Origin of the sequence: Chryseobacterium sp. GVT01B, from assembly GCF_019970045.1 — a bacterium.
Classification (GTDB): domain Bacteria; phylum Bacteroidota; class Bacteroidia; order Flavobacteriales; family Weeksellaceae; genus Chryseobacterium.
The window spans coordinates 656,025-679,128 of the sequence record NZ_JAHXYI010000001.1 but is presented as its reverse complement, the minus strand read 5'-3'; the positions used below and the strand labels follow the sequence as shown (position 1 = coordinate 679,128).

General features: G+C 34.9%; 38 protein-coding genes. 2 read left to right on the top strand and 36 right to left on the bottom strand.

Annotated features, from left to right (window positions below):
* Positions 1 to 49: 49 nt before the first annotated feature.
* The 5 genes from eno to LC457_RS03120 form a co-directional block, all read right to left on the bottom strand.
* On the bottom strand, positions 50 to 1,342 hold the full coding sequence (gene eno / locus LC457_RS03140; RefSeq protein ID WP_223598556.1) for a phosphopyruvate hydratase: 1,293 nt from the start codon (positions 1,340 to 1,342) through the stop codon (positions 50 to 52).
* A 183-nt stretch (positions 1,343 to 1,525) separates the two neighbouring features.
* Positions 1,526 to 2,749, bottom strand: a complete 1,224-nt coding sequence (locus LC457_RS03135) for a hypothetical protein (protein ID WP_223598555.1) — start codon at positions 2,747 to 2,749, stop codon at positions 1,526 to 1,528.
* Positions 2,746 to 3,135, bottom strand: coding sequence for a hypothetical protein (locus LC457_RS03130; RefSeq protein WP_223598554.1), 390 nt, complete (start codon positions 3,133 to 3,135; stop codon positions 2,746 to 2,748). The genes LC457_RS03135 and LC457_RS03130 overlap by 4 nt, the downstream gene beginning before the upstream one ends.
* Positions 3,136 to 3,165: 30 nt before the next feature.
* The gene (locus LC457_RS03125) at positions 3,166 to 3,495 is read right to left on the bottom strand and encodes a hypothetical protein (RefSeq protein ID WP_223598553.1); all 330 of its coding nucleotides are present in this window, start codon (positions 3,493 to 3,495) and stop codon (positions 3,166 to 3,168) included.
* Positions 3,496 to 3,565: 70 nt separating this feature from the next.
* Entirely contained in the window at positions 3,566 to 4,354 is a 789-nt protein-coding gene (locus tag LC457_RS03120; RefSeq protein WP_223598552.1) for a sensor histidine kinase, read from the bottom strand.
* 113 nt (positions 4,355 to 4,467) lie between these two features.
* Between LC457_RS03120 and LC457_RS03115 the strand changes: the two genes are divergently transcribed.
* Positions 4,468 to 4,674, top strand: a complete 207-nt coding sequence (locus tag LC457_RS03115) for a hypothetical protein (protein ID WP_223598551.1) — start codon at positions 4,468 to 4,470, stop codon at positions 4,672 to 4,674.
* A 304-nt stretch (positions 4,675 to 4,978) separates the two neighbouring features.
* Here the strand turns inward: LC457_RS03115 and LC457_RS03110 are convergent, their stop codons facing one another.
* From LC457_RS03110 to LC457_RS03100, 3 genes are all read right to left on the bottom strand, one after another.
* A complete protein-coding gene (locus tag LC457_RS03110; protein WP_223598550.1) occupies positions 4,979 to 5,812 on the bottom strand; it encodes a hypothetical protein in 834 nt (277 codons plus the stop codon).
* A 6-nt stretch (positions 5,813 to 5,818) separates the two neighbouring features.
* The gene (locus tag LC457_RS03105; RefSeq protein ID WP_223598549.1) at positions 5,819 to 6,451 is read right to left on the bottom strand and encodes a response regulator transcription factor; all 633 of its coding nucleotides are present in this window, start codon (positions 6,449 to 6,451) and stop codon (positions 5,819 to 5,821) included.
* 215 nt (positions 6,452 to 6,666) lie between these two features.
* Complete coding sequence (locus LC457_RS03100) at positions 6,667 to 8,520, bottom strand: beta-galactosidase family protein (RefSeq protein WP_223598548.1); 1,854 nt, start codon at positions 8,518 to 8,520, stop codon at positions 6,667 to 6,669.
* Positions 8,521 to 8,585: 65 nt separating this feature from the next.
* Here LC457_RS03100 and LC457_RS03095 point away from each other — a divergent pair, with 65 nt between their 5' ends.
* On the top strand, positions 8,586 to 9,020 hold the full coding sequence (locus tag LC457_RS03095; protein WP_223598547.1) for a hypothetical protein: 435 nt from the start codon (positions 8,586 to 8,588) through the stop codon (positions 9,018 to 9,020).
* Between the two features lie 109 nt (positions 9,021 to 9,129).
* Here the strand turns inward: LC457_RS03095 and rplQ are convergent, their stop codons facing one another.
* The 28 genes from rplQ to rplC form a co-directional block, all read right to left on the bottom strand.
* Complete coding sequence (gene rplQ / locus LC457_RS03090) at positions 9,130 to 9,651, bottom strand: 50S ribosomal protein L17 (RefSeq protein WP_027371704.1); 522 nt, start codon at positions 9,649 to 9,651, stop codon at positions 9,130 to 9,132.
* 6 nt (positions 9,652 to 9,657) lie between these two features.
* Entirely contained in the window at positions 9,658 to 10,653 is a 996-nt protein-coding gene (locus LC457_RS03085; protein WP_047376582.1) for a DNA-directed RNA polymerase subunit alpha, read from the bottom strand.
* Positions 10,654 to 10,686: 33 nt separating this feature from the next.
* A complete protein-coding gene (gene rpsD, locus LC457_RS03080) occupies positions 10,687 to 11,295 on the bottom strand; it encodes a 30S ribosomal protein S4 (RefSeq protein WP_223598546.1) in 609 nt (202 codons plus the stop codon).
* A 19-nt stretch (positions 11,296 to 11,314) separates the two neighbouring features.
* On the bottom strand, positions 11,315 to 11,704 hold the full coding sequence (rpsK, locus tag LC457_RS03075; protein WP_047376581.1) for a 30S ribosomal protein S11: 390 nt from the start codon (positions 11,702 to 11,704) through the stop codon (positions 11,315 to 11,317).
* A 12-nt stretch (positions 11,705 to 11,716) separates the two neighbouring features.
* Positions 11,717 to 12,094: a 30S ribosomal protein S13 gene (rpsM, locus tag LC457_RS03070; protein ID WP_002983260.1), complete on the bottom strand. Its 378-nt coding sequence runs from the start codon at positions 12,092 to 12,094 to the stop codon at positions 11,717 to 11,719.
* A 9-nt stretch (positions 12,095 to 12,103) separates the two neighbouring features.
* Positions 12,104 to 12,220 (bottom strand): 50S ribosomal protein L36, encoded by a 117-nt coding sequence (gene rpmJ / locus LC457_RS03065; protein ID WP_007839480.1) that lies wholly within the window; start codon positions 12,218 to 12,220, stop codon positions 12,104 to 12,106.
* Positions 12,221 to 12,282: 62 nt separating this feature from the next.
* Positions 12,283 to 12,498: a translation initiation factor IF-1 gene (gene infA / locus LC457_RS03060; RefSeq protein ID WP_034684855.1), complete on the bottom strand. Its 216-nt coding sequence runs from the start codon at positions 12,496 to 12,498 to the stop codon at positions 12,283 to 12,285.
* A gap of 3 nt (positions 12,499 to 12,501) precedes the next feature.
* Positions 12,502 to 13,881, bottom strand: coding sequence for a preprotein translocase subunit SecY (gene secY / locus LC457_RS03055; RefSeq protein ID WP_047376580.1), 1,380 nt, complete (start codon positions 13,879 to 13,881; stop codon positions 12,502 to 12,504).
* A 9-nt stretch (positions 13,882 to 13,890) separates the two neighbouring features.
* Positions 13,891 to 14,340 (bottom strand): 50S ribosomal protein L15, encoded by a 450-nt coding sequence (gene rplO, locus LC457_RS03050; RefSeq protein WP_034694692.1) that lies wholly within the window; start codon positions 14,338 to 14,340, stop codon positions 13,891 to 13,893.
* Between the two features lie 21 nt (positions 14,341 to 14,361).
* Entirely contained in the window at positions 14,362 to 14,538 is a 177-nt protein-coding gene (gene rpmD, locus LC457_RS03045; RefSeq protein ID WP_027371710.1) for a 50S ribosomal protein L30, read from the bottom strand.
* A gap of 11 nt (positions 14,539 to 14,549) precedes the next feature.
* Entirely contained in the window at positions 14,550 to 15,071 is a 522-nt protein-coding gene (gene rpsE / locus LC457_RS03040) for a 30S ribosomal protein S5 (RefSeq protein WP_045491132.1), read from the bottom strand.
* 19 nt (positions 15,072 to 15,090) lie between these two features.
* On the bottom strand, positions 15,091 to 15,444 hold the full coding sequence (rplR, locus tag LC457_RS03035; protein ID WP_034694689.1) for a 50S ribosomal protein L18: 354 nt from the start codon (positions 15,442 to 15,444) through the stop codon (positions 15,091 to 15,093).
* Positions 15,445 to 15,459: 15 nt separating this feature from the next.
* Positions 15,460 to 16,005, bottom strand: coding sequence for a 50S ribosomal protein L6 (gene rplF / locus LC457_RS03030; protein ID WP_047422409.1), 546 nt, complete (start codon positions 16,003 to 16,005; stop codon positions 15,460 to 15,462).
* A gap of 17 nt (positions 16,006 to 16,022) precedes the next feature.
* A complete protein-coding gene (gene rpsH / locus LC457_RS03025; protein WP_047376575.1) occupies positions 16,023 to 16,421 on the bottom strand; it encodes a 30S ribosomal protein S8 in 399 nt (132 codons plus the stop codon).
* Positions 16,422 to 16,568: 147 nt separating this feature from the next.
* The gene (rpsN, locus tag LC457_RS03020; protein ID WP_002983233.1) at positions 16,569 to 16,838 is read right to left on the bottom strand and encodes a 30S ribosomal protein S14; all 270 of its coding nucleotides are present in this window, start codon (positions 16,836 to 16,838) and stop codon (positions 16,569 to 16,571) included.
* Positions 16,839 to 16,841: 3 nt separating this feature from the next.
* Complete coding sequence (gene rplE / locus LC457_RS03015; RefSeq protein ID WP_105683336.1) at positions 16,842 to 17,393, bottom strand: 50S ribosomal protein L5; 552 nt, start codon at positions 17,391 to 17,393, stop codon at positions 16,842 to 16,844.
* Positions 17,394 to 17,404: 11 nt separating this feature from the next.
* Complete coding sequence (rplX, locus tag LC457_RS03010; protein WP_047376572.1) at positions 17,405 to 17,731, bottom strand: 50S ribosomal protein L24; 327 nt, start codon at positions 17,729 to 17,731, stop codon at positions 17,405 to 17,407.
* A 21-nt stretch (positions 17,732 to 17,752) separates the two neighbouring features.
* Positions 17,753 to 18,121 carry a 50S ribosomal protein L14 gene (rplN, locus tag LC457_RS03005; protein WP_002983226.1) on the bottom strand — a complete coding sequence of 123 codons (369 nt, stop codon included), beginning with the start codon at positions 18,119 to 18,121 and terminating at the stop codon, positions 17,753 to 17,755.
* 2 nt (positions 18,122 to 18,123) lie between these two features.
* Positions 18,124 to 18,378, bottom strand: coding sequence for a 30S ribosomal protein S17 (rpsQ, locus tag LC457_RS03000; RefSeq protein WP_027371715.1), 255 nt, complete (start codon positions 18,376 to 18,378; stop codon positions 18,124 to 18,126).
* A 12-nt stretch (positions 18,379 to 18,390) separates the two neighbouring features.
* Positions 18,391 to 18,576, bottom strand: coding sequence for a 50S ribosomal protein L29 (rpmC, locus tag LC457_RS02995; protein WP_034694678.1), 186 nt, complete (start codon positions 18,574 to 18,576; stop codon positions 18,391 to 18,393).
* A gap of 12 nt (positions 18,577 to 18,588) precedes the next feature.
* On the bottom strand, positions 18,589 to 19,014 hold the full coding sequence (gene rplP / locus LC457_RS02990) for a 50S ribosomal protein L16 (protein ID WP_029297776.1): 426 nt from the start codon (positions 19,012 to 19,014) through the stop codon (positions 18,589 to 18,591).
* A gap of 98 nt (positions 19,015 to 19,112) precedes the next feature.
* Positions 19,113 to 19,862 carry a 30S ribosomal protein S3 gene (gene rpsC / locus LC457_RS02985; RefSeq protein ID WP_034694675.1) on the bottom strand — a complete coding sequence of 250 codons (750 nt, stop codon included), beginning with the start codon at positions 19,860 to 19,862 and terminating at the stop codon, positions 19,113 to 19,115.
* A gap of 7 nt (positions 19,863 to 19,869) precedes the next feature.
* Complete coding sequence (rplV, locus tag LC457_RS02980) at positions 19,870 to 20,268, bottom strand: 50S ribosomal protein L22 (protein WP_034694674.1); 399 nt, start codon at positions 20,266 to 20,268, stop codon at positions 19,870 to 19,872.
* A 2-nt stretch (positions 20,269 to 20,270) separates the two neighbouring features.
* On the bottom strand, positions 20,271 to 20,549 hold the full coding sequence (gene rpsS, locus LC457_RS02975) for a 30S ribosomal protein S19 (RefSeq protein ID WP_034678015.1): 279 nt from the start codon (positions 20,547 to 20,549) through the stop codon (positions 20,271 to 20,273).
* Between the two features lie 2 nt (positions 20,550 to 20,551).
* A complete protein-coding gene (gene rplB, locus LC457_RS02970; RefSeq protein WP_123909155.1) occupies positions 20,552 to 21,373 on the bottom strand; it encodes a 50S ribosomal protein L2 in 822 nt (273 codons plus the stop codon).
* 22 nt (positions 21,374 to 21,395) lie between these two features.
* A complete protein-coding gene (gene rplW, locus LC457_RS02965; protein ID WP_047376571.1) occupies positions 21,396 to 21,686 on the bottom strand; it encodes a 50S ribosomal protein L23 in 291 nt (96 codons plus the stop codon).
* 3 nt (positions 21,687 to 21,689) lie between these two features.
* Positions 21,690 to 22,319 carry a 50S ribosomal protein L4 gene (gene rplD, locus LC457_RS02960; protein WP_047422406.1) on the bottom strand — a complete coding sequence of 210 codons (630 nt, stop codon included), beginning with the start codon at positions 22,317 to 22,319 and terminating at the stop codon, positions 21,690 to 21,692.
* Complete coding sequence (gene rplC, locus LC457_RS02955; RefSeq protein WP_047422405.1) at positions 22,310 to 22,933, bottom strand: 50S ribosomal protein L3; 624 nt, start codon at positions 22,931 to 22,933, stop codon at positions 22,310 to 22,312. Before rplC ends, rplD begins: the two co-directional genes overlap by 10 nt.
* Positions 22,934 to 23,104 lie beyond the last annotated feature (171 nt).

Genomic DNA, 23,104 nt, shown 5'->3' with positions numbered 1-23,104 from the left:
ATACGGCAAACTAAAAATTTCGCTTGCCGTTATTTATAAATTCGATTAATTATCTTTTGATTTTAAAAGCTTCCAATCCTGGGAAAATCGCAGTTTCGCCTAAAGCTTCTTCTATTCTCAATAGTTGGTTGTATTTTGCCATTCTGTCTGATCTTGAAGCTGAACCTGTTTTGATCTGTCCACAGTTCATTGCTACTGCTAAATCAGCGATGGTAGAATCTTCAGTTTCTCCTGATCTGTGAGACATTACTGAAGTGAATTTGTTGTTCTGAGCCATTTGTACGGCTGCCATTGTTTCAGAAAGGGAACCAATCTGGTTTACTTTTACAAGGATAGAGTTTGCAATGTTTTCTTTTACTCCTCTTGATAATCTCTCTACGTTAGTCACAAATAAATCATCTCCTACCAACTGTACTCTGTCACCAATTTTATCAGTTAACATTTTCCAACCTTCCCAGTCATTTTCCTGCATACCATCTTCAATAGAAATGATTGGATATTTAGCAGCCAGTTCAGCAAGGTAAGAAACCTGCTCACTGCTTGAAAACTGAGCAGCATCCGGAGTCTGGAATTTTCTGTAATCATAAACTCCGTCTTTGTAGAATTCTGACGCAGCACAGTCTAATGCCAACATGATGTCATCACCAGGCTTGTATCCTGCTTTTTCGATCGCCTGAAGTAAGGTATCCAAAGCATCTTCAGTTCCTTTGAAAGTAGGAGCAAAACCACCTTCGTCACCTACCGCAGTAGATAGACCTCTTGAATGAAGAATAGATTTAAGATTGTGGAAAATCTCAGTTCCTTTTCTCAACGCATGAGAGAAAGAATCTGCTTTTACCGGCATAACCATAAATTCCTGGAATGCGATAGGAGCATCTGAGTGAGATCCACCATTAATTACATTCATCATTGGAACAGGAAGTGTATTAGCATTCACTCCTCCTACATATTTATAAAGTGGCATTCCCAATTCCGCAGCTGCAGCTCTTGCTACGGCTAAAGAAACACCAAGAATAGCATTAGCACCAAGATTTCCTTTGTTAGCCGTTCCATCAAGATCAATCATAATCTGATCGATATAGTTTTGTTCAAAAACCGGCTGTCCAACTAAATTCTCTGCAATTACTTCTTTTACATTTTCAACAGCTTTCAGAACTCCTTTCCCTTGATATTCTGAACCACCGTCGCGTAATTCTACCGCTTCGTGTTCTCCTGTAGATGCTCCTGAAGGTACAGCAGCACGGCCCATTGCACCGCTTTCTGTAAATACATCTACTTCGATTGTAGGGTTACCTCTGGAATCTAAAATCTGTCTTGCTTCTATATAAGAAATTGCACTCATTTTTTATTTTTTTTAGTTTAGACAAATTTAATCAAAATTTAACTTTTAGGGGTATTTCGAGGGATTTTTTTGAAATAAATCCAAGTTAAATTTTCGTTAATTTATATTATGATAATTCCAACTTTAAAAGGAACAAAAAACCTTTTTGAACATTCAAAAAGGTTTTTCTAAGTTATGATGTAGTTATTGAATTTTCTTTTCATCAGCAGGATCTACAAAAACACTCTTCTTTTCAGAATCCAATCCCCAATTAAGGCCCAAAAATGAAATAAGATTATCTTTTTCTCCATAATTTTTCCCAAAGGCTGCATTGATGTATACTTTATCTGAAACCTTATAAGCAATCAAGCCACTGGAACGAAAGGTATTTTCGATATCATTAATACGATAAATATATTCGTAAGAAATAGAGAACCTTTTATAGGTAAATTCAGCTTTCCCACCTAAATCACAGTTTTTTGTTCTTAGGAACTGTTGATTAGCATCTAAATTTGTTCCATCATCTAAATATCTGACTATACCGTAGAAATTGAGTCTTTTCTCTACATTTGGTTCATCACTTTTAGCAAAATCAAAACCTGTATTTAAGGTTAACCAAAATCCTAATTTTCCAAAATGATTGTTTGAAAATTTATTATCTGAGAAAAAAGTACTGTAACCTCCTGCAAAATCTGCAGAAATGAGAGGTGGTGCTTCCAGCAGATTCCTGTAATAGTCCGCTTCTTTTGAGCTTTTATACTTTTCAGCAAATTTTTTCTTAAAACGAGCTTTGCCTTTTTCAAAAATTTCTGCTTTGGCATCATCTTTAACACCAGCTCTCATACATGAATCACTTAATAATTTATGTTCATTTGAATGTACCCAATCTTTGTTGATATTACTCAAAACGCCTTTCAGTCTAGCATCATGAGCCAGTATTGAATCTTTATTCTTCCTTGTCCGAACTCTTATCAAAGTACTTCTAACACTGAAGGCAAAGGAAGGGTTTTTCATTTCGTCCCCGGTGCCTAGTGATAAATCTCTTACAAATCCTAATGAAAATGAAGCTTTTTTAACTTCACTGAAAGCATTCCATTTATATTTCATTTCATTATCACTTCCCTTTACAGTATTATATCCTGCATATTTAGAAGAATTCATATTACTTGATGGTAATAGCCAGAATGGAGTAATTTCAAAAGCATAACTGTCTGGAATACCTTCACTTTTTTTAAAAGAATTTACTAAACTCAGAACAATTGCTTTTTTTGATTTGACAATTTCAAGCTCTGATGGGGAAACTCCTAAAAGTACAACAGAAGGTGCTGTTGTAATTTCTAATTCTTTCAACTCAATATTAATGTCTTTTTTTTGCTGTGCATAAAAGACCAAAGGAAAGAAAATGAGTATTAGAATAAAATTTTTCATAAGGTAATATGTTCAATGGTTATAAATTTTACAGAACTGATCCTATCCTCACTGTCCAAATCTTTGCTTGTTTTCTTTTTAAAAGGTTGCAAAGGACCAATTACATTAAGAAGAGAGTATGTAATCTGTGTTTGCTGAATCGCATTATCTAAATTTTTCTTAGGTATACCTTCAAAAGAAAATTCATGATTAATTTCAATAGTTTTTCCCTTAAGATCACTAAACGATCCTATTTTCTCTCTTTTTTCGTAATCAAATTCTTTAACTCCGGGAATAGTGACAAGAGTACTGCAGGTGCCTGTAGATGATACAGTGATTTCTAAAAATACGTCTTGATTATCTGCGAGGTCAAATTTTAAGGTTTTTGATGATTTTACAGCTTTCATGGCATCTGGTTTTTTAAAGTTATTTGTTTATTATTTTCTCGGTGTAGGAGATAAAAGGCCGGCCAAAGCTCCAATAGCTCCTGATGAAATGGTTGCAAAGATTGTTACCAGCTGATTATCTTTGGGCTGCCCATTACTCCATGCGGAAATAAGAATAAGTCCTGCAATAATTCCAATAATTGCCAGACCAAGCATAATGACTATAATTCTATAGATCCAATAATCTGTACCTCTCCCATTTCGGATTTCCACATTTTTTAAGGCTTCTATAGGATTAGTCTTAAATTTTTCCTGAAGATCTGTGTTGTTTTTTAAAGCAGCTTCCAAATCTCCAATACTGTCATTAATAAGAGTTTTCATGGCTTTTAGTTTTTATAGATCAAATTTCCCTCTAAAAAACACACCAGTCAATTACACAAAGGGGTAGTTTTTATACTATTATTTTAAAAATCAGGCATGTTCCGGGGTTTTCGGATAAAATATGACATTCACCGGATAATTCATTCATTCTCCTTTTCATATTTCGGAGGCCATTTCCTTCTTTTTCGTTGTCAGAAATCCCGACTCCGTTATCTGATATTTTCATAGAAAAGCTATTTTTTTCCTGTGAGAATGAAAGTTTCAATGTATTTGCATGACTGTGTTTGTATACATTATTCACAGCTTCTTTTAAACAGAGAAAAAGATTACGCCTCATTTCAGTTGAAATGGAAGTTTCTGCGGTGATATCTTCACATTCTGAAAGCAGCACTATTTTTGTTTTTTTTAAAAAATTTCCTGTATATGATATCGCATAATCGATAAAACTGCCTAATGTATCATTTCCTGAGTTCAGGCTCCAAAGCATTTCCCGCATAGAAATATTCATTTCTTCAGAGGTTTTCAAAAGTTCATCAATATCGCTTTGCAGATCATCATCTTCTGCTTTCTGCTTTAGAAATTCTGCCTGTAGTTTCAATGCAGAAATTCCGGCTCCCAGATCATCATGCATATCATGGGAAATACGTTCGCGTTCCTGCTCAAGAATTTTTTGTTTTTCGAGTTCTTTCTGAAGAAGCTGATTTTGGTGCTCAGATTCTTTGAGCTGTTGTTCTTTGAGATATAAAAGCTGCTTTCGATTGTACATCAATACGACGAAAATAATGAAGCCTACAAAGAACAACATTATGATAGCAGCAAGTATGTAAGTAAATTTAAATTCTTCTGGAAGTTGGTTCATTATTAACAAATATTAGTCCTACTAGAAATAAAAGATACGTTACTATATTGATTAAAGAAAAAACTGATATTAAGAAATTTAGTAAACCAGAATCATTTTCCTGAAGAAAATACATGGGAATAGCCCTGAAAATAAAAACTACAGACCAGATTAAAATGGCAGAACTTATCCAAAATAAAAAATCACTTACAATAGTCTTTTCGTTTACATTTTTCAGTTTAAAAATATACCATGATATTGAAATAAAAATAAAAAAGACAGGAAGACTTATAATGGAAATAAACTCTAATTTCTCAACATTCTGGATTTGTGATTTGTAAAAAATAAAGGAAATTAAAATTATGGAAAGTAGAAGATTTAAAACTCTAAAAACTTTATTCTTTATACTCATCTGGTAAATACAACCAAAATAAAGTATTGATAAAATAATATAAACTGTGAATAACAGGTTCCTATTAAATGCTATCAGAGTATGTATATTTACAGGAATAATATCTATTAATATGACCATCAATAGATATAAAAAAAAATAAAATTGTTGTTTGGATTTATTTTTAATTAATCCAATATATAATGAATAAAAAAAACTTATCAAAACAACAATTTCATAAATTAAGTTCAGAATCATGGACACTGATTTGGACAAAGAGAGTTCATATCATAATCTGAAACATTATCCACAACTTTATTACTTTCATCAATAGAATCAAAAACTACTGTTAACTGATTAGGCGAATAAGCTCTATCAATTAATTTTTTGACTTCTAATGAAGACACCTCAATTTCACCATTTTCAATACCATAAGTCTCCAGCGCTCTTATTTCTGCTGCATCTAAAGTGCTCGCTAAGCAAACATTAACTGTAACAATTTTATTATCGTTATGGTATTTATTATAAAGCACAATTTTAGAATAATATGCTAATAACTCTATTCTGGGGATCATTACAAAATTTGTATATCCTTGCTCTTGAGTTGTTATACCTCCAACTAGTGACTGAAATACAGCTTCAAATTTTTGCTTTACCACATCAAAGTCTGCTTTTCTTACATGAACTTGATTATATGATGAGTATATCGCATTGTACTCATTCAATTCAGTTCTATCCATTGCTCTCGAATACATGAGACACAAAGAATTTTCAAATCCATTCAACTGAGAATAGCTCCCACTAAACTCATCCTTATAATGAGTAAAATATATTCTAATATGATTGTAAGAATCTTCGTCTTTCTCTACAACCCACAGCATATCTTCCAAATTGTCTAAACTTAAAGCGTAAGTTTCTTTAAAACCAACGTTTTTACCTCTAAAGACAGGAGCAATATTTAGTCTAAATTTTTCTTTCATCCTATCAGCTATTAATCTTGGTATTTTTATCATTTCTGTACCAAAATTTCTTGCCTTAGATAAAGACATTTGAGATGATGCCATTCTTTCTGTTTCTTTTGTGTTCATGATTTCTTAGTTTTTTGATTGGTTAAACTTATTAATAGCCTCCACTTTATTATTTACGTGAAGTTTTCTGTAGATATTTCCAACGTGTTTTTTTACGGTATCAATGCTGATACATTTTTGGTCTGCAATTTCTTTGTAAAGAAGTCCTTCAGAAAGAAGTTCAAGAATTTCCTTTTCACGCTCCGTAAGTTCATCAAACCCTTTTATTTCCGGAAGTTTTCTTTCAAAATGTTTGAGAACTTTTCTGGCAATGGAAAAACTCATAGGAGCTCCACCCTGGTAAACATCCCGGATAGATGAGAGGATCTTGTCCATACTTTCTCCTTTTACTAGATAGCCCATCGCACCAGCTTTTAAAGAATTAAAGATCTTTTCATCCTCCTCAAAACTGGTACACATAATGAACTGTGTATTCGGCATTTCTTTTCGCAGTTTTTCTATGATTTCAATTCCGAGCATATCCTGCAACTGGATATCCATCATCACGACATCGGGGGAGATAGCAGGAAGGTTTTGCATGGCATCATTTCCATCAAAGAACTGAGCAATTACCTTCATATCATCTTGGTAATTGATTACTTTCTTCAACGCGTTGTTGTAGTTTTTTTCGTCTTCTACTATGGCGATGGAAATACTCATGACTTATTTTGTTTGTAGCAAATTTCAACAGAAAACAAATTGAAATCAATTACACCTTCGGGTAATATTAGTATTTGAGTTACGGCTATGGTTTAGTTTTTAGCTGTTATTAAATTTAATCAATTTTTCATTTTAAAAACAACAATAATTTAATTATTTTACAATAAATTAAAGAAAAGTCAAATAAATTTAAACTTATATTTAAAAATTAATTTTTATTTCGTAAGCTGATCAAGAATAGGATGCTCAATACCGCTTACTGTATTATGAAATTTAATTTGCTCAAAGATCTGAATCAGGTTTCTACCTTTTTTCAACCATACCCCGGGAATGTAAAGTGTTTGTTGAGGGCCTGCAGTACTCCAGTATCTTCCTGCATTTTTTCCATTGATAAAAACAATTCCTTTTCCAAAATTTCTCATATCAAGAAAAGTATCTCCTGTTTCATCCAGTGTAAATTCAGCTTCCTGAATTACGGGTGAGTGAACGGCAATGTGTTTTTGTTTAAAAGTATGTTTGGGAAAAGTATCAAAAGGCATTGGAAGCATTTCCCAGTTTCCGGAGACTTCAGTTCCGTTGATTTTTACCGGACTGATAATTCCTTTTAAATTATTAACAATCTCTGCTCCATAATTAATCCTGCCCATATTTTCAACCAGAATCTCCAATCGGTCCCCTGATTTAATTTCAATGTCAAGATCATATTTTTTGTTCACCCTGTTCAATTCTCCTTCCCATTTGCCATTGATGTATATATTGGCATAATCACGTAATCCTTTTATTTCTAATTTACCTTTCTTATCATTATCAAATTTTCTTCTGTAGAGAACATATCCGTTTCCGATATTCAGATCTTCAAAGGTGAGTGGTTTGTCACTCACAACAGGTTTTTGACGATTGGTAAGATCAAAAATGCAATTTATTTTTGAAAATTTAATGGAGGGGATAGTAATGACCTTCATCGGCTTTGGAATATCAGGAAGTGTATTCTGATATATTTTTTGAAAAATTTCTCTCAGCGCATTATATTTTGGAGTGGCCCATCCTGCTTCATTGATGGGAGCATCATAATCATAGCTTGTAATATCCGGCTGTATATCGTGATTCTTATCGTAATTTGCACCGCTTGTAAATCCAAAGTTGGTTCCGCCATGAATCATATAATAATTAAAAGAAATTCCGTTTTTTATATACGTCTCTGTTTGCTTTACCACTTCTTCTGTAGTAACCTTAACAAAGGGTTCTGCCCAATGATCAAGCCATCCGGGGTAATATTCGGCAACCATGTAAGGACCTTGCCCTCCATTATATTCATTTATACTTTTCTTTAAAATATCAATATCACCTTCTCCGTTTGCTGTTGGTATCGCTCCTTCAATAGAACCACCTTTAAAAAGCGAACTTCCATCTGAAGTAAATAACGGAACCGAAACTCCGCTGTTCAAAAGCATCTCTTTTATCTTATGGCTGTATTTTCTGTGCTCTTCGAGAGGAATATCTTTTCTTTGAGCGACATAAGATCCAAATTCATTTTCAGCCTGGACCATAATCACTGGACCACCATTATTGATCTGCAAGGGGACTATTTGCTTTGCCAACTGATTAATATATTTCCGGCATTCTTCGAGAAAAGCTTTATTGTCTCTTCTTATCTCAAGATCTTTGTTTTTTTGCAGCCACCAAGGATATCCACCAAATTCCCACTCAGCACAAACATAAGGTCCTGGCCGAATAATAACATATAAACCAACTTCTTGTGCTGTTTTTATAAACTTTCTCAGATCCTTTTCGCCAGAAAAATTCCATTTTCCCGGGGCCTCTTCATGGTAATTCCAAAATACATAAGTAGTAACTGTATTTAAACCCATTGCTTTCATCATCTCCAACCGATGCTTCCAATATTCTGACGGAACTCGCGGATAATGCATTTCTCCGGAATACACTGTAAATGGTTTATCATTTAAGAAAAAACTCCCATGTTTAATTTCAAATTTTCCTTTTTGAGAAAACAGAGTATTCAGGGAGAAAAATAAAAGAATGATACATAAATAACGGCTAAAATTTCTCATATTGTAAGGCATGATTTTTGTAAAATTAAAATATAAAAATCAATTGAATATCAAATAATATAATCATGAAAAAAAGTCTTTTAGCACTCGGTGCTGTACTTGCATTAACAGTTATCGGCTGTAAAAAAAATGAGAGCGGAAATAAAAGCGTTATCAAAACAGACAGTTCGGAAACTGTAGTTACAGACAACAACGGAAAAATAGATTCGGTAACACAAAGTTCTTCAACGGTAGATGTAAACGGTCAGAAAATTGAAAAAACAGATTTTGTTTATAAAGCTACAGACGGAACCTTAGTGAAAGTTGTATTCAAAAACGATCCAAAAGAGAGTACAGTAGCTATTACCAGCAACAAGAAAACTTTTACATTACCTAAGACAGAATCCAAAGGTGATGAAACGATTTACAAGAAAGATGATATGACCGCAAGGGTAAAAGGAGACAGCCTTCACCTTGAACAAGGTAATAATATTATTGAGTTGAAAAGAACAAAGATCTAAAATAGCAATGTCCTTCAATATTGAGGGACATTTTATTTTGTAAGTATATTAAAGGAAATAAAAAAACCATCCGGATTCCGGATGGTTTTTTTATATATCTGAATGAATATTATTCTTCAGTTTTTTCTTCAGTAGTGTCAGCTTTAGCTTCTTCTACTTTCTCTTCTACTGCAGGTGCTTCAGCTACTACAGCTTCAGCTTTTTTAGGTGCAGCAGTTGATCTTCTGCTTCTTCTTGTAGCTTTTTTCTCTTCAGCATTAGGGTTGTAAAGCTCATTGAAATCTACTAATTCGATAAGAGCAGTATCAGCAGCATCACCTGGTCTGAATCCTGTCTTGATGATTCTTGTATAACCACCGTTTCTTTCAGCGATTTTAGGAGCTACAGTTCTGAATAATTCAGCAACCGCAAATTTATTTTGAAGGTAAGAGAATACTACTCTTCTGTTGTGTGTAGTATCTTCTTTTGCTTTTGTTAATAGAGGCTCAACATATACTCTTAAAGCTTTCGCTTTAGCTACAGTAGTGTTGATTCTTTTATGCTCAATTAGAGAACAAGCCATATTAGAAAGTAAAGCACTTCTGTGAGAAGCTGTTCTTCCTAAGTGATTGAATTTTTTACCGTGTCTCATTATTAATTATTTATCAGCGTCTAACTTATATTTTGCAACGTCGAAACCGAAGTTAAGACCTTTTGAATGCACTAATTCTTCTAGTTCTGTCAAAGATTTTTTACCAAAATTTCTGAATTTCATCAAATCAGACTTACTGTAAGAAACCAATTCTCCAAGAGTTTCTACTTCAGCTGCTTTTAGACAGTTAAGGGCTCTTACAGAAAGATCCATATCTGCTAATTTAGACTTAAGAAGTTGTCTTGTGTGAAGAGTTTCTTCATCGTACTGGATAGATGCTTTTACAGCTTCAGTTTCAAGCGTGATTCTCTCATCAGAGAATAGCATGAAGTGATAAATTAATATCTTAGAAGCTTCAGTTAAAGCATTCTGAGGGCTGATAGACCCGTCAGTTTCTATATCTAATACAAGTTTTTCGTAGTCTGTTTTTTGCTCTACACGATAATTTTCAATGCTATATTGTACTTTCTTGATCGGCGTAAAAATAGAGTCGATAGCAATAGTTCCTACAGGAGCATTGTTTGACTTATTTTGTTCAGAAGGCACATACCCTCTACCTTTTTCAATATTGAAAGTAATTTCGAAAGTTACATCACTGTTTAGGTTGCAAATCACTAGATCCGGGTTTAAAACCTCAAATCCATTGATAGACTTACCTAAATCACCAGCAGTAATAACCGTTTGACCTGAAACTTTAGCAACAACCTGCTCGTTAGCCTGGCCTTCTGCTGCAGCTTTTAATCTTACCTGCTTAAGGTTAAGAATAATTTCGGTAACGTCTTCGATTACTCCTGGAATAGTTGAAAATTCGTGCTCTACACCTTCTATTTTGATAGATGAAATAGCGTATCCTTCCAGAGAAGAAAGCAACACTCTTCTCAAAGCATTACCGATTGTAAGCCCGAAACCTGGTTCTAAAGGTCTGAATTCGAATTGACCTTTAAATTCATCAGAGTTAAGTAAAATTACTTTATCGGGTTTTATGAATTGTAAAATTGCCATATTATTGGGTTGAGCAAAAATTTGATTAAAAAATTATTTAGAGTAAAGTTCCACGATAAGGTTCTCCTTGATGTCTTCCGGAATCTGGATTCTTTCAGGAGCAGAAATGAAGGTACCTTCTTTCTTCTCATCGTTGAATTGTAACCACTCATAGTTTGACTTAGAAGCCAATGCATTGGTAACAACATCAAGAGACTTAGACTTTTCTCTTACAGCGATTACATCACCAGCTTTTACCAAGTAAGAAGGGATATTAAGAATTTCTCCGTTCACAGTGATGTGTCTGTGAGAAACTAATTGTCTAGCTCCAGATCTAGTTTTAGCAAAACCTAATCTGAAAACTACGTTATCCAATCTTGATTCACAAAGTTGTAATAGAACTTCACCTGTTACACCTTTGCTTCTGTGTGCTTTTTCAAATAAGTTAGCAAACTGTCTTTCTAAAATACCGTAAGTATATTTAGCTTTTTGTTTTTCAGCTAACTGAACTGCATATTCTGATTTTTTAGCACCTCTTCTTTTGTTAGGACCATGTTGTCCTGGCGGTTGGTTCTTTCTTTTTTCGAAGTTTTTATCATCTCCGTAGATTGCAGCACCAAACTTTCTAGCAATCTTAGTTTTAGGTCCAATATATCTTGCCATAATGGGTAAATTCTAAAAATTAAACTCTTCTTCTTTTTGGTGGTCTACATCCATTGTGTGGCATTGGAGTCACATCAATGATTTCGCTAACTTCAATTCCTGAATTGTGAATAGATCTGATAGCAGATTCTCTACCTGCACCTGGACCTTTCACAAACACCTTTACTCTTCTTAATCCAGCTTCATGAGCTACAGCAGAGCAATTTTCAGCTGCCATTTGAGCAGCAAAAGGAGTGTTCTTTTTAGAACCTCTGAATCCCATTTTACCGGCAGATGCCCAAGAGATAACCTCTCCACTTTTATTTGTTAAAGAAATGATGATGTTATTGAAAGAAGCTTGAATATGTGCTTCACCAATAGCTTCAACTTTTACTTTTCTTTTTTTAACTACTTTACTTTGTTTTGCCATAATTCCTAACGATTATTTACTTGCCTTTTTCTTGTTAGCAACTGTTTTTCTCTTTCCTTTACGGGTTCTAGAGTTGTTTTTCGTTCTCTGGCCTCTTAAAGGTAATCCTAGTCTGTGACGTATTCCTCGTTGGCATCCTATGTCCATCAATCTCTTGATGTTCAATTGCACTTCAGATCTTAACTCTCCTTCTACTTTAACGTTTTCAGAGATATATGTTCTGATTGCAGCCAATTCATCGTCATTCCATTCGTTGACTTTCTTGTCTTCGCTGATACCGGCAGCTTTAAGGATTTCAGAAGAAGTACTTCTTCCTACTCCATAGATGTAAGTTAAACCGATAACACCTCTTTTGTTTTTTGGTAAATCAATACCTGCAATTCTCGCCATAATTTAATGTTAGCCTTGTCTTTGTTTAAATTTTGGGTTCTTCTTGTTGATTACGAACAGTACACCTTTTCTGCGTACGATTTTGCAATCAGCGCTTCTTTTTTTAATTGATGCTCTTACTTTCATTTTGATAGTATTTATTTTTTACAAATGCCAAATGGAAAGTGTATTCCATTTGGCTAATTGTTTTAATATCTAAATGTGATCCTCCCTTTTGTTAAATCATAGGGAGACATTTCTAGTTTTACCTTATCACCAGGTAAAAGTTTAATATAGTGCATTCGCATTTTACCGGAAATATGAGCAATAAGAATATGCCCATTTTCAAGTTCTACACGGAACTGAGCGTTCGAAAGTGCTTCCGTTATAACGCCGTCTTGTTCAATATGTTTTTGTTTTGCCATAAATTAATATCCAGTCGTTCTAGACAGTTTAGACTGCATTAAGCCATCATAATGATGATTCAGCAGATATGTATTAATCTGTTGAACAGTATCTAAAATTACACCTACCATAATTAATAGTGACGTTCCCCCGAAAAATAGGGCAAACGCATCTGTCTGAACAAAGCTTCCATGCACAATTGCTGGAAGGACTGCAAAGATAGATAAAAAAATTGCACCTGGCAAGGTAATTTTTGATAAAATATCATCTAAGTAATCTGCTGTCTCTTTCCCTGGTCTTACTTTCGGTACTAAACCTCCATTTCTCTTCAAATCATCAGCCATCTGGTTTACCGGAATTGTAATTGCAGTATAGAAAAACGAGAAGATAATAATTAATAGCGCAAACAATACATTGTACTGCCAGCTAAAAACATTCTTGAAACCTGCAAGAAAAGTGTTAGACTCATCGAATTTTGTTAATAATCCTGGTACGAACATCAATGCCTGAGCAAAGATAATCGGCATTACACCAGCAGCATTTACTTTCAATGGAATCCATTGTCTTGCGCCCTGCATAAGATTCTTGTTTACACCTCCTCTTGCTTGAGCTCTGCTTACATACTGAATTGGAATTTTTCTAACAGCCACAGATAAAATCACGGCCAGAAGAACAACTACCATCCAGAATAATACTTCAATAAGGATCATGATAGATCCCATTCCTCCTTTTCCGTTCTGCACGGCCATCTCCTGTACGAATGCTTCAGGTAATCTTGAAAGGATCCCAACCATAATAAGGATGGAAATACCATTTCCGATTCCTTTGTCGGTAATCTTTTCACCTAACCACATTGCGAATACTGAACCAGCAACCAGGATTACAATACTTGGCAACCAGAACATGATAGAATTTGGCTCTACAAAATATGCAGATTGGAACTGAGCATACGGTAAGAATAATTGAGTAATAGAAGTTAAATAAGAAGGTGCCTGTACCAGACAAACTCCAATTGTTAACCATCTTGTAATTTGGTTCAATGTATTTCTACCTGACTCTCCATCTTTCTGAAGCTTCTGAAGATAAGGAATAGCCATTCCCATCAACTGAACAATAATAGAAGCAGAAATATAAGGCATGATACCCAACGCCATTACGGAAGCGTGGCTGAAAGCTCCCCCCGTAAACGACGAAAGCAAGCCAAGGAGACCTGCTCCTTGCTTGTTACCGCCTTGATTTTTATAATGCTCTAAGAGATCTCCCACCTCTGCAAGGTTAATTGCCGGAAGTGAGATATAAGATGCGAATCTATACACAAGGATAATACCTAACGTAAAGAGAATTTTGTCTCTTAACTCCTTTAGGCTCCATATATTTTTAAGTGTTTGTATAAATTCTTTCATTAGTAAGTATTATAAGGTAATTGCTTTTCCACCTGCCTTAGCAATAAGCTCTTCAGCAGATTTAGTGAATTTGTCAGCAGAGATTGAAACCGCAGATTTCAATTCTCCTCTACCCATAATTTTCACTAATTCGTTTTTAGAAACTATCCCGTTTGCTACTAAAACTTCTTTCGTGATATCTCCAGTGATGGATTTGTTCTCGATTAAAGTTTGAATAGTATCAAGGTTAACTCCTCTAAACTCTTTTCTATTTACGTTTTTGAAACCGAATTTAGGTAATCTTCTTTGTAAAGGCATCTGTCCACCTTCGAAACCGATTTTCTGAGAATAACCAGCTCTAGCTTTCTGACCTTTGTGTCCTTTTGTTGAAGTACCTCCTTTTCCACTACCTTGACCTCTACCAATTCTTTTTGAGTTGAAAGTAGATCCTGCAGCAGGTTGTATATTATTTAAATTCATTTTAATTTCTCTTTTATAAAATTATTTTTGAACTTCTAGTAAGTGACCTACAGCAGCTATCATTCCTAAGATAGAAGGAGTAGCTTCGTGTTCTACCACTTGGTGAAGTTTTTTTAATCCTAATGCTTCAAGCGTTCTCTTTTGGGTTTTTGTTCTACCAATAGCGCTTCTTACTTGCTTTACTTTAATTGTTGCCATTGTTTTAATTATTAACCGTTAAACACTTTACTTAGAGAAACTCCTCTCATTCTAGCGATCTCTTCAGGTCTTCTGATATCCAATAACGCTTTGAAAGTAGCTTTCACCACGTTGTGAGGGTTAGAAGATCCTTTAGATTTTGAAAGGATATCGTGAATACCAGCAGATTCCAATACCGCTCTTACCGCACCACCGGCGATAAGTCCTGTACCGTGAGAAGCAGGTCTTAAGAAGATATCTGCACCACCGTATCTAGCAGTAGTTTGGTGAGGAATAGTATGGTTCATTACAGGAACTTTCACAAGGTTTTTCTTAGCGTCTTCAACTGCTTTAGCAATTGCAGAAGCAACCTCTTTAGATTTTCCTAAACCGAAACCGATAATACCTTCTTCATTACCTACTACAACAATAGCAGAAAATCCGAAAGCTCTACCTCCTTTAGTTACTTTTGTTACTCTGTTAACAGCTACGAGACGATCTTTTAATTCTAATCCTCCCGGTTTTACTCTTTCTATATTATCTAGTCCTAACATATTTTCCGAAATTTAATGATTAGAATTTAAGTCCACCTTCTCTCGCACCATCAGCTAGAGCTTTTACTCTACCGTGATATACGAAACCGTTTCTGTCAAATACAATACTTTCGATTCCTGCAGCGATAGCTTTAGCAGCGATAGCTTTACCAACAGCAGCAGAAACTTCAGTCTTAGTACCTTTAGCGTCTACACCTTTTTCTCTAGAAGAAGCTGATGCTAAAGTTTTACCATTTTTATCGTCGATTAACTGAGCGTAAATTTCCTTATTACTTTTGTATACAGATAATCTTGGCAATTCAGAAGATCCAGAGATTTTCCCTCTTACTCTTCTTTTGATTCTTATTCTTTTTTCTAATTTACTTAATGCCATAATACTTATAATTTATTAAGCAGATTTACCAGCTTTACGTCTAACAATTTCTCCTACGAATCTTACACCTTTTCCTTTGTATGGCTCAGGCTTTCTGAAAGAACGGATCTTTGCAGCTACCATTCCTAGAAGTTGGTTGTCGTGAGACGTTAAAGTAATAATTGGGTTTTTACCTTTTTCAGTCAATGTATCAACTTTTACTTCACCTGGAAGTTCTAATACGATACCGTGAGAGAATCCTAAAGCTAACTCAAGTTTTTGACCTGCGTGTGAAGCTCTGTATCCTACCCCTACTAGTTCTAGTTTCTTTTCGAAACCTGTATTTACACCAACAATCATGTTGTTGATTAACGCTCTGTATAAACCGTGAAGCGCTTTGTGTTGTTTAGAATCAGATGGTCTGTTTACATTCAGTTCACCATCTTTTTGTTCTATAGTAATTCCTGCCGTAAGCTCCTGAGAAAGTTCTCCTTTCGCTCCTTTTACAGTTACTACACCGTTGTTTTCAGTGATTGTAACTCCAGCTGGAATTGTTATAATTGCTTTACCAATTCTTGACATTTTCCTCTGATTAAAAATTAATAAACATAGCAGATTACTTCACCGCCTACTTTCTCTTCTCTAGCTTTCTTGTCAGTCATTACTCCTTTAGAAGTAGAGATGATAGAAATACCCAAACCGTTTAGTACTCTTGGAAGTTCAGTAGAACCTTTGTACTGTCTCAAACCTGGTCTAGAAGCTCTTTGAATAGACTTAATAGCAGGTTTGTTAGTTTGCTTATCGTACTTTAAAGCGATTTTGATCACTCCTTGAACAGCGTTATCTTCAAACTTGAAGTTTAAGATATACCCTTGATCAAATAGGATCTTAGTAATCTCCTTTTTGATTTTCGATGCAGGAATTTCCACCACTTTGTGGCCTGCGCTTTGTGCGTTCCTTACTCTTGTTAGGAAATCTGAAATTGGATCTGTTACCATTTTTCTTTTATAAATTATTGGTTAAAGAACAATCAGTATTGAAAAGACTTGAAGAGAAAAATATCAGACTTCAGAAAACTTCAGTCTGATATTATTGTTCTTTAGTATCTCGACAACTTAATTGTCCCGATTTTTAATTAGTAATTATTACCAACTAGCTTTTCTTACACCTGGGATAAGACCGTTGTTTGCCATTTCTCTGAAAGTTACTCTAGAAATACCGAACGTTCTCATATATCCTCTTGGTCTACCTGTTAGTTTACATCTGTTGTGTAATCTTACAGGAGAAGCATTTTTTGGTAATTTTTGAAGTCCTTCGTAATCACCAGCTTCTTTAAGAGCTTGTCTTTTAGCAGCGTATTTAGCAACTAGTGCTTCTCTTTTGCGCTCACGCGCTTTCATTGATTCTTTAGCCATTTCTTAATTCTTTTTAAATGGTAAACCGAAGTGAGTTAGTAATGCTTTAGCTTCTTTATCTGTTTTCGCAGTAGTAACGAAAGTGATGTCCATCCCTTGGATTTTTTTCACTTTGTCAATTACGATTTCAGGGAAGATAATCTGCTCAGTAATACCTAAGTTGTAGTTACCTCTACCATCGAAACCATCAGCTTTGATTCCAGAGAAATCTCTGATACGTGGTAAAGCTGAAGCAGTAAGTCTGTCTAAAAACTCATACATTCTGTGAGCTCTTAAAGTTACTTTTGCACCTACAGGCATTCCTTTTCTTAGTTTGAATGCAGCTTCATCTTTCTTAGAGATTGTACCTACTGCTTTCTGACCTGTGATGTTTGTAAGTTCTTCTACAGCATAATCGATAATTTTCTTATCTGCAGTAGCGTCTCCTAAACCTTGTGATACAACAATTTTCTCCAATCTAGGTACTTGCATGATTGACTTGTACCCAAATTCTTCCATCATTGCAGGAACAATTTGCTCTTTGTATATTTTTTTGGGTCTTGCTATAAATTCCATGTTAATTCAAATTATAAAGTTTCACCCGTTTTTTTGTTAACTCTCACTTTCTTATCTCCTTCGATTTTGTAACCGATTTTGATAGCTTTTCCGTCTTTACCAACTAAAGCTACGTTTGAGATATGAATAGAAGCTTCCTTTTCAGTAATTCCTCCTTGAGGATTTGAAGCTGAAGGCTTAACGTGTTTTTTAACGATGTTAAGTCCTGCAACGATTACTCTAGGGTCTTTTCCTTCTTTCTTGATCACTTCAATAACTTCACCAGTCTTACCTTTGATATCTTTCTTACCAGTAGTAATGATTACGTTATCTCCTCTTTTTATTTTTAACTTTGACATTTCTTTTAAAAATTTTTAAAATTAAAGTACTTCAGGAGCTAATGAAATGATTTTCATATATTCTTTGTCTCTCAACTCACGAGCAACGGGTCCGAAAACACGCGTTCCTCTCATTTCTCCCGCTGCGTTTAGTAATACACAAGCATTGTCGTCGAATTTGATGTATGAACCATCTTTTCTTCTTACTGCTTTTTTAGTTCTTACTACTACAGCTTTAGATACCTGACCTTTTTTAGCGTTTCCTGATGGTGTAGAATCCTTGATAGTAACAACGATTTTATCACCAACTGAAGCATATCTTCTTCTGGTTCCTCCCAGAACTCTAATAACTAGTACTTCTTTAGCACCTGTGTTATCAGCAACTTTTAATCTTGATTCTGTTTGTAACATTATTACTTAGCTTTTTCAATGATTCTTACTAATCTCCATCTCTTGCTCTTGCTCAAAGGTCTAGTTTCTTGGATCAAAACTGTATCACCTTCTGTGCATTCGTTGTTCTCGTCGTGTGCAGTATATTTTTTCGTTTTCAAAACGAATTTACCGTACATCGGGTGCTTTACTCTTGTAGTTTCACTAACAACAATAGTTTTTTCCATTTTATTGCTGGAAACCACTCCGATTCTTTCTTTTCTTAAATTTCTATCCATTGTAAAATGAAATTATTGTTTGTTAGTTAACTCAGTGTTTAGTCTTGCGATTGTTTTTCTCAAATCTCTGATTTGAATCGGGTTTTCAATTGGGCTGATTGCATGAGCTAATTTCAATTTAGAATATTGAGCTTTTGCTTCAGTTAATTGAGCTTGAATATCACCCGCGCTTAAATTTTTAATATCAGCATTTTTCATTGTATTCAAAGATTATAGAGGTTTAACAAAATCGTTAGCAACGATGAATTTAGTAACTACTGGTAATTTTTGCGCAGCAAGTCTTAAAGCTTCCTTAGCGATATCGTAAGGTACACCTCCGATTTCGAACATAATTTTACCTGGTTTTACTACAGCTACCCAATATTCAACAGCACCCTTACCTTTACCCATACGTACTTCCGCTGGTTTCTTAGTAATTGGCTTATCTGGGAAGATTTTGATCCATAGTTGACCTTCTCTCTTCATATATCTTGTCGCAGCGATACGAGCTGCTTCAATCTGTCTTGCAGTGATCCAAGCTCCTTCCGTTGCTTTGATCCCAAAAGTTCCGTAAGCAAGTTGACTACCTCTTTGGGCATTCCCCTTCATCTTCATCTTGTGAACTCTACGGAATTTGGTTCTTTTTGGTTGTAACATAATTTCTAAATTTTAGATTTTAGATTTTAGATTTTAGATTTTTTTTAATTTTAAAAAAGTAACGGTAATTTAAAATTCAAAATTTCTAATCTAAAATTTTAATTATTATTGTTATTGTTGTTGTTTTTTCTAGGTCTTCTGTTGTCTCTGTCTCCTCCTCTGTTTCCTCTGTCTGACTGACCTCCTTTTTTCTGTTGTCCCACTAGTGGAGAAAGTTCTCTTTTACCGTAAACTTCACCTTTCATGATCCAAACTTTTACACCTAGTCTACCGTAAGTAGTGTGAGCTTCTGCCCAGTGGTAATCAATATCAGCTCTGAAAGTTGACAATGGAATTCTTCCTTCTTTGAAAGATTCTGATCTTGCCATTTCAGCTCCGTTCAATCTACCAGAGATTTGAACTTTGATACCTTCAGCACCCATTCTCATAGTACTTGCCATTGCCATTTTAACAGCTCTTCTGTAAGAAATTCTGTTTTCAATTTGCTTAGAAATACTATCAGCAACTAATACAGCGTCTAATTCAGGTCTTTTGATTTCGAAGATGTTGATTTGAATATCCTTACCTGTAAGTTTCTTCAATTCTTCTTTCAATTTATCAACTTCCTGACCTCCTTTACCGATGATAAGTCCCGGTCTAGCAGTAGTGATTGTAACTGTTACTAATTTAAGTGTTCTTTCGATATAAATTTTTGAAATACCACCTTTAGATAATCTAGCCTCAAGGTATCTTCTGATTTTGTAGTCTTCAGCGATTCTGTCTCCATAATCGTTTCCACCAAACCAGTTAGAATCCCATCCTCTGATGATACCTAATCTATTACCAATTGGATTTGTCTTCTGTCCCATACCTTGATTAATTTTCTTTTTTACCTAAGATTAATGTAATGTGGTTTGATCTTTTTCTGATTCTGTACCCTCTACCTTGTGGAGCTGGTCTTAGTCTCTTCAATTGTCTAGCACTGTCTACAAAAATTTCTTTAACGATAAGATTTGCTTCTTCAATATCAGCACCTTCGTTTTTAGTTTGCCAGTTAGCCATTGCAGAAAGCAATACTTTTTCTAACTTGTTAGATGCGTCTTTTTTAGAATATTTTAGAATGTATAAAGCTTTGTCTACCTGCTCTCCTCTAATGATATCAGCTACTAATCTCATTTTTCTTGGAGAAGACGGGCAATCATTGTGTATTGCTTTTACTACGTCTTGGTTTGTCAATTTACGTGCTAATGCACTTTCTCTTTTTCTTGATCCCATGATTATCTGCTTCCTTTGTTTTTGTTACCACCATGACCTCTGAAAGATCTTGTTGGAGAAAATTCGCCTAGCTTGTGACCAACCATGTTTTCTGTAACATAAACTGGGATAAAAGATTTCCCGTTGTGTACTGCAATAGTTTGTCCTACGAAGTCTGGAGAGATCATTGATGCTCTAGACCAAGTTTTGATAACAGTTTTCTTGTTAGCTTCTATATTTGCCTGAACCTTCTTATCTAAAGTATGATGAATGAACGGTCCTTTTTTAAGTGATCTTGCCATAATTATTTTCTTTTAGATACGATGTAACGGTTAGACACTTTGTTTTTCTTTCTAGTTTTGTAACCTTTAGACGGCATACCGTTTCTAGATCTCGGGTGACCTCCAGAAGAACGTCCTTCACCACCTCCCATTGGGTGATCAACCGGGTTCATTACAACTGCTCTAGTTCTTGGTCTTCTACCTAACCATCTGCTTCTACCAGCCTTACCTGATACAGTTAACTGGTGGTCAGAGTTAGAAACAGATCCAATCATTGCATAACATTCAGTAAGGATCATTCTTGATTCTCCTGAAGGCAATTTGATGATTGCGTATTTTCCGTCTCTTGAAGTCAATTGAGCTGAAGAACCAGCACTTCTTGCTAAAATGGCACCTTGACCAGGCTTCATTTCAACACAAGAAATAACAGTACCTAAAGGAATGTTTTTCAACTTCATTGCGTTTCCTACATTTGGCTCTACGCTTTCTCCAGAAATTACTTTCTGATCAACTTTGATACCGTTTGGAGCGATGATATATCTCTTCTCTCCGTCTGCGTACTCTAATAAAGCGATAAATGCAGTTCTGTTTGGATCGTATTCTACAGATTTTACAGTTGCTTCAACGTTTGCTTTGTTTCTTTTGAAGTCAATAATTCTGTATTTCTTTTTGTGTCCACCTCCGGTGTAACGCATGGTCATTTTACCTGTTTGGTTACGTCCACCTGACTTTTTAATACCAACTGTTAGAGACTTCTCTGGTTTGTTGGTAGTAATTTCCTCAAAATTGTTTACAATTCTGAATCTCTGTCCCGGGGTGATAGGTTTTAATTTTCTAACAGACATTACTATTATTTATAATTAATAATTAATTTACAGCAAAAATATCGATAACCTCACCTTCAGCAAGTTTGATTACCGCTTTTTTCAATTTGTTTGTCTTTCCTACTTGAAGACCTTTTTTAGTGTACTTTGAAGAAACCTTCGGAGCATAAATCATTGTGTTAACGTCTGCTACTTTTACACCGTAAGCTGCTTCAACAGCTTTTTTAATCTGGATTTTATTCGCCTTAGGATCAACTAAGAAAGAATAAGAACCTCTTAAATCTGTAAGGTAATTAGCCTTTTCTGAAATAACTGGTTTAATAATAATAGACATGACTTATTTCTTTAAATTTTCCTGGAATTTTTCAACTGCACCTTCGAAGAAAATAATCTCACCTGCATTTACTAAATCGTAAGAACTGATCTCGTTGAAGTTCATTACTTTAGTTTTAGGCAAGTTTCTTGAAGATAAATACACATTCTTGTTAGCTTCAGGAAGAACGAATAAAGATTTTTTACCGTTAAGTTCCAATGCATTTAATACATTGATGAAATCTTTAGTCTTAGGAGCAGCAAAGCTCACATCTTCTAAAACTTTAATGCTGTTGTCTCTCATTTTCTGAGATAAAACAGATTTTTTAGCTAATCTCTTAAGAGCTTTGTTCAATTTGAATCTGTAGTCTCTTGGTTTTGGTCCGAATACTCTACCTCCACCTCTGAAAGTTGGAGATTTGATATCCCCGTATCTAGCAGATCCAGATCCTTTTTGCTTCTTAAGCTTCTTAGTAGAAGCAGTAATTTCGCTTCTTTCTTTCGCTTTATGAGTACCCTGTCTTTGTGCAGCAAGATACTGTTTAACTTCTAAGTAAACCGCGTGCTGATTTGGCTCAATTCCGAATACTGTTTCGTCTAGAGTTACTTTTCTTCCGGTCTCTTTTCCTGATGTATTTAATACTACTAGTTCCATTTTCTGATAATTACATAAGAATTTTTAGCTCCCGGAACAGCACCTTTTACTACTAAAAGATTTTGTTCTTGATCAACTTTTAACACTTGAAGGTTTTGAACAGTTACCTGCTCACCTCCCATTCTTCCAGCCATTCTCATCCCTTTGAATACTCTTGAAGGGTCTGAACCAGCACCGATAGAACCTGGAGCTCTAAGTCTGTTGTGCTGACCATGAGTTGCCTGCATTACACCTCCAAATCCGTGTCTTTTAACAACACCCTGGAAGCCTTTACCTTTTGAAGTTCCTGTTACATCTACATATTCACCTTCGATGAATAGATCAACACTTACTACCTCTCCTACTTTTGCTTCAGTAAATCCATCATGGAATTCTACTAATTTAGCTTTAGGAGCAGAACCAGCCTTTTTAAAATGACCTGCTAACGCTTTACCAACGTTCTTCTCACTCTTGTCATCGAAACCTAATTGAACAGCTGTATAACCGTCTTTTTCTAAGGTTCTGACCTGTAAAATCGAGCATGGACCAGCTTGAATAACTGTACAAGGAATGTTTTTCCCTTCTTCGTTAAACAAAGATGTCATACCGATTTTTTTACCAATAATACCTGACATTGTTTATATTATAATAAAATTTATCCTTTATTTATCACCATTTTTCGGAAGTCTGAAGTAATTTCTACTTTTGATATAGGCATACTACGCTCCTAAAATGAGTGTGCAAATTTATGAATTATTTTATAACTGACAAATATTTTGAGTAAAATATTTTGATTTTTAATCATT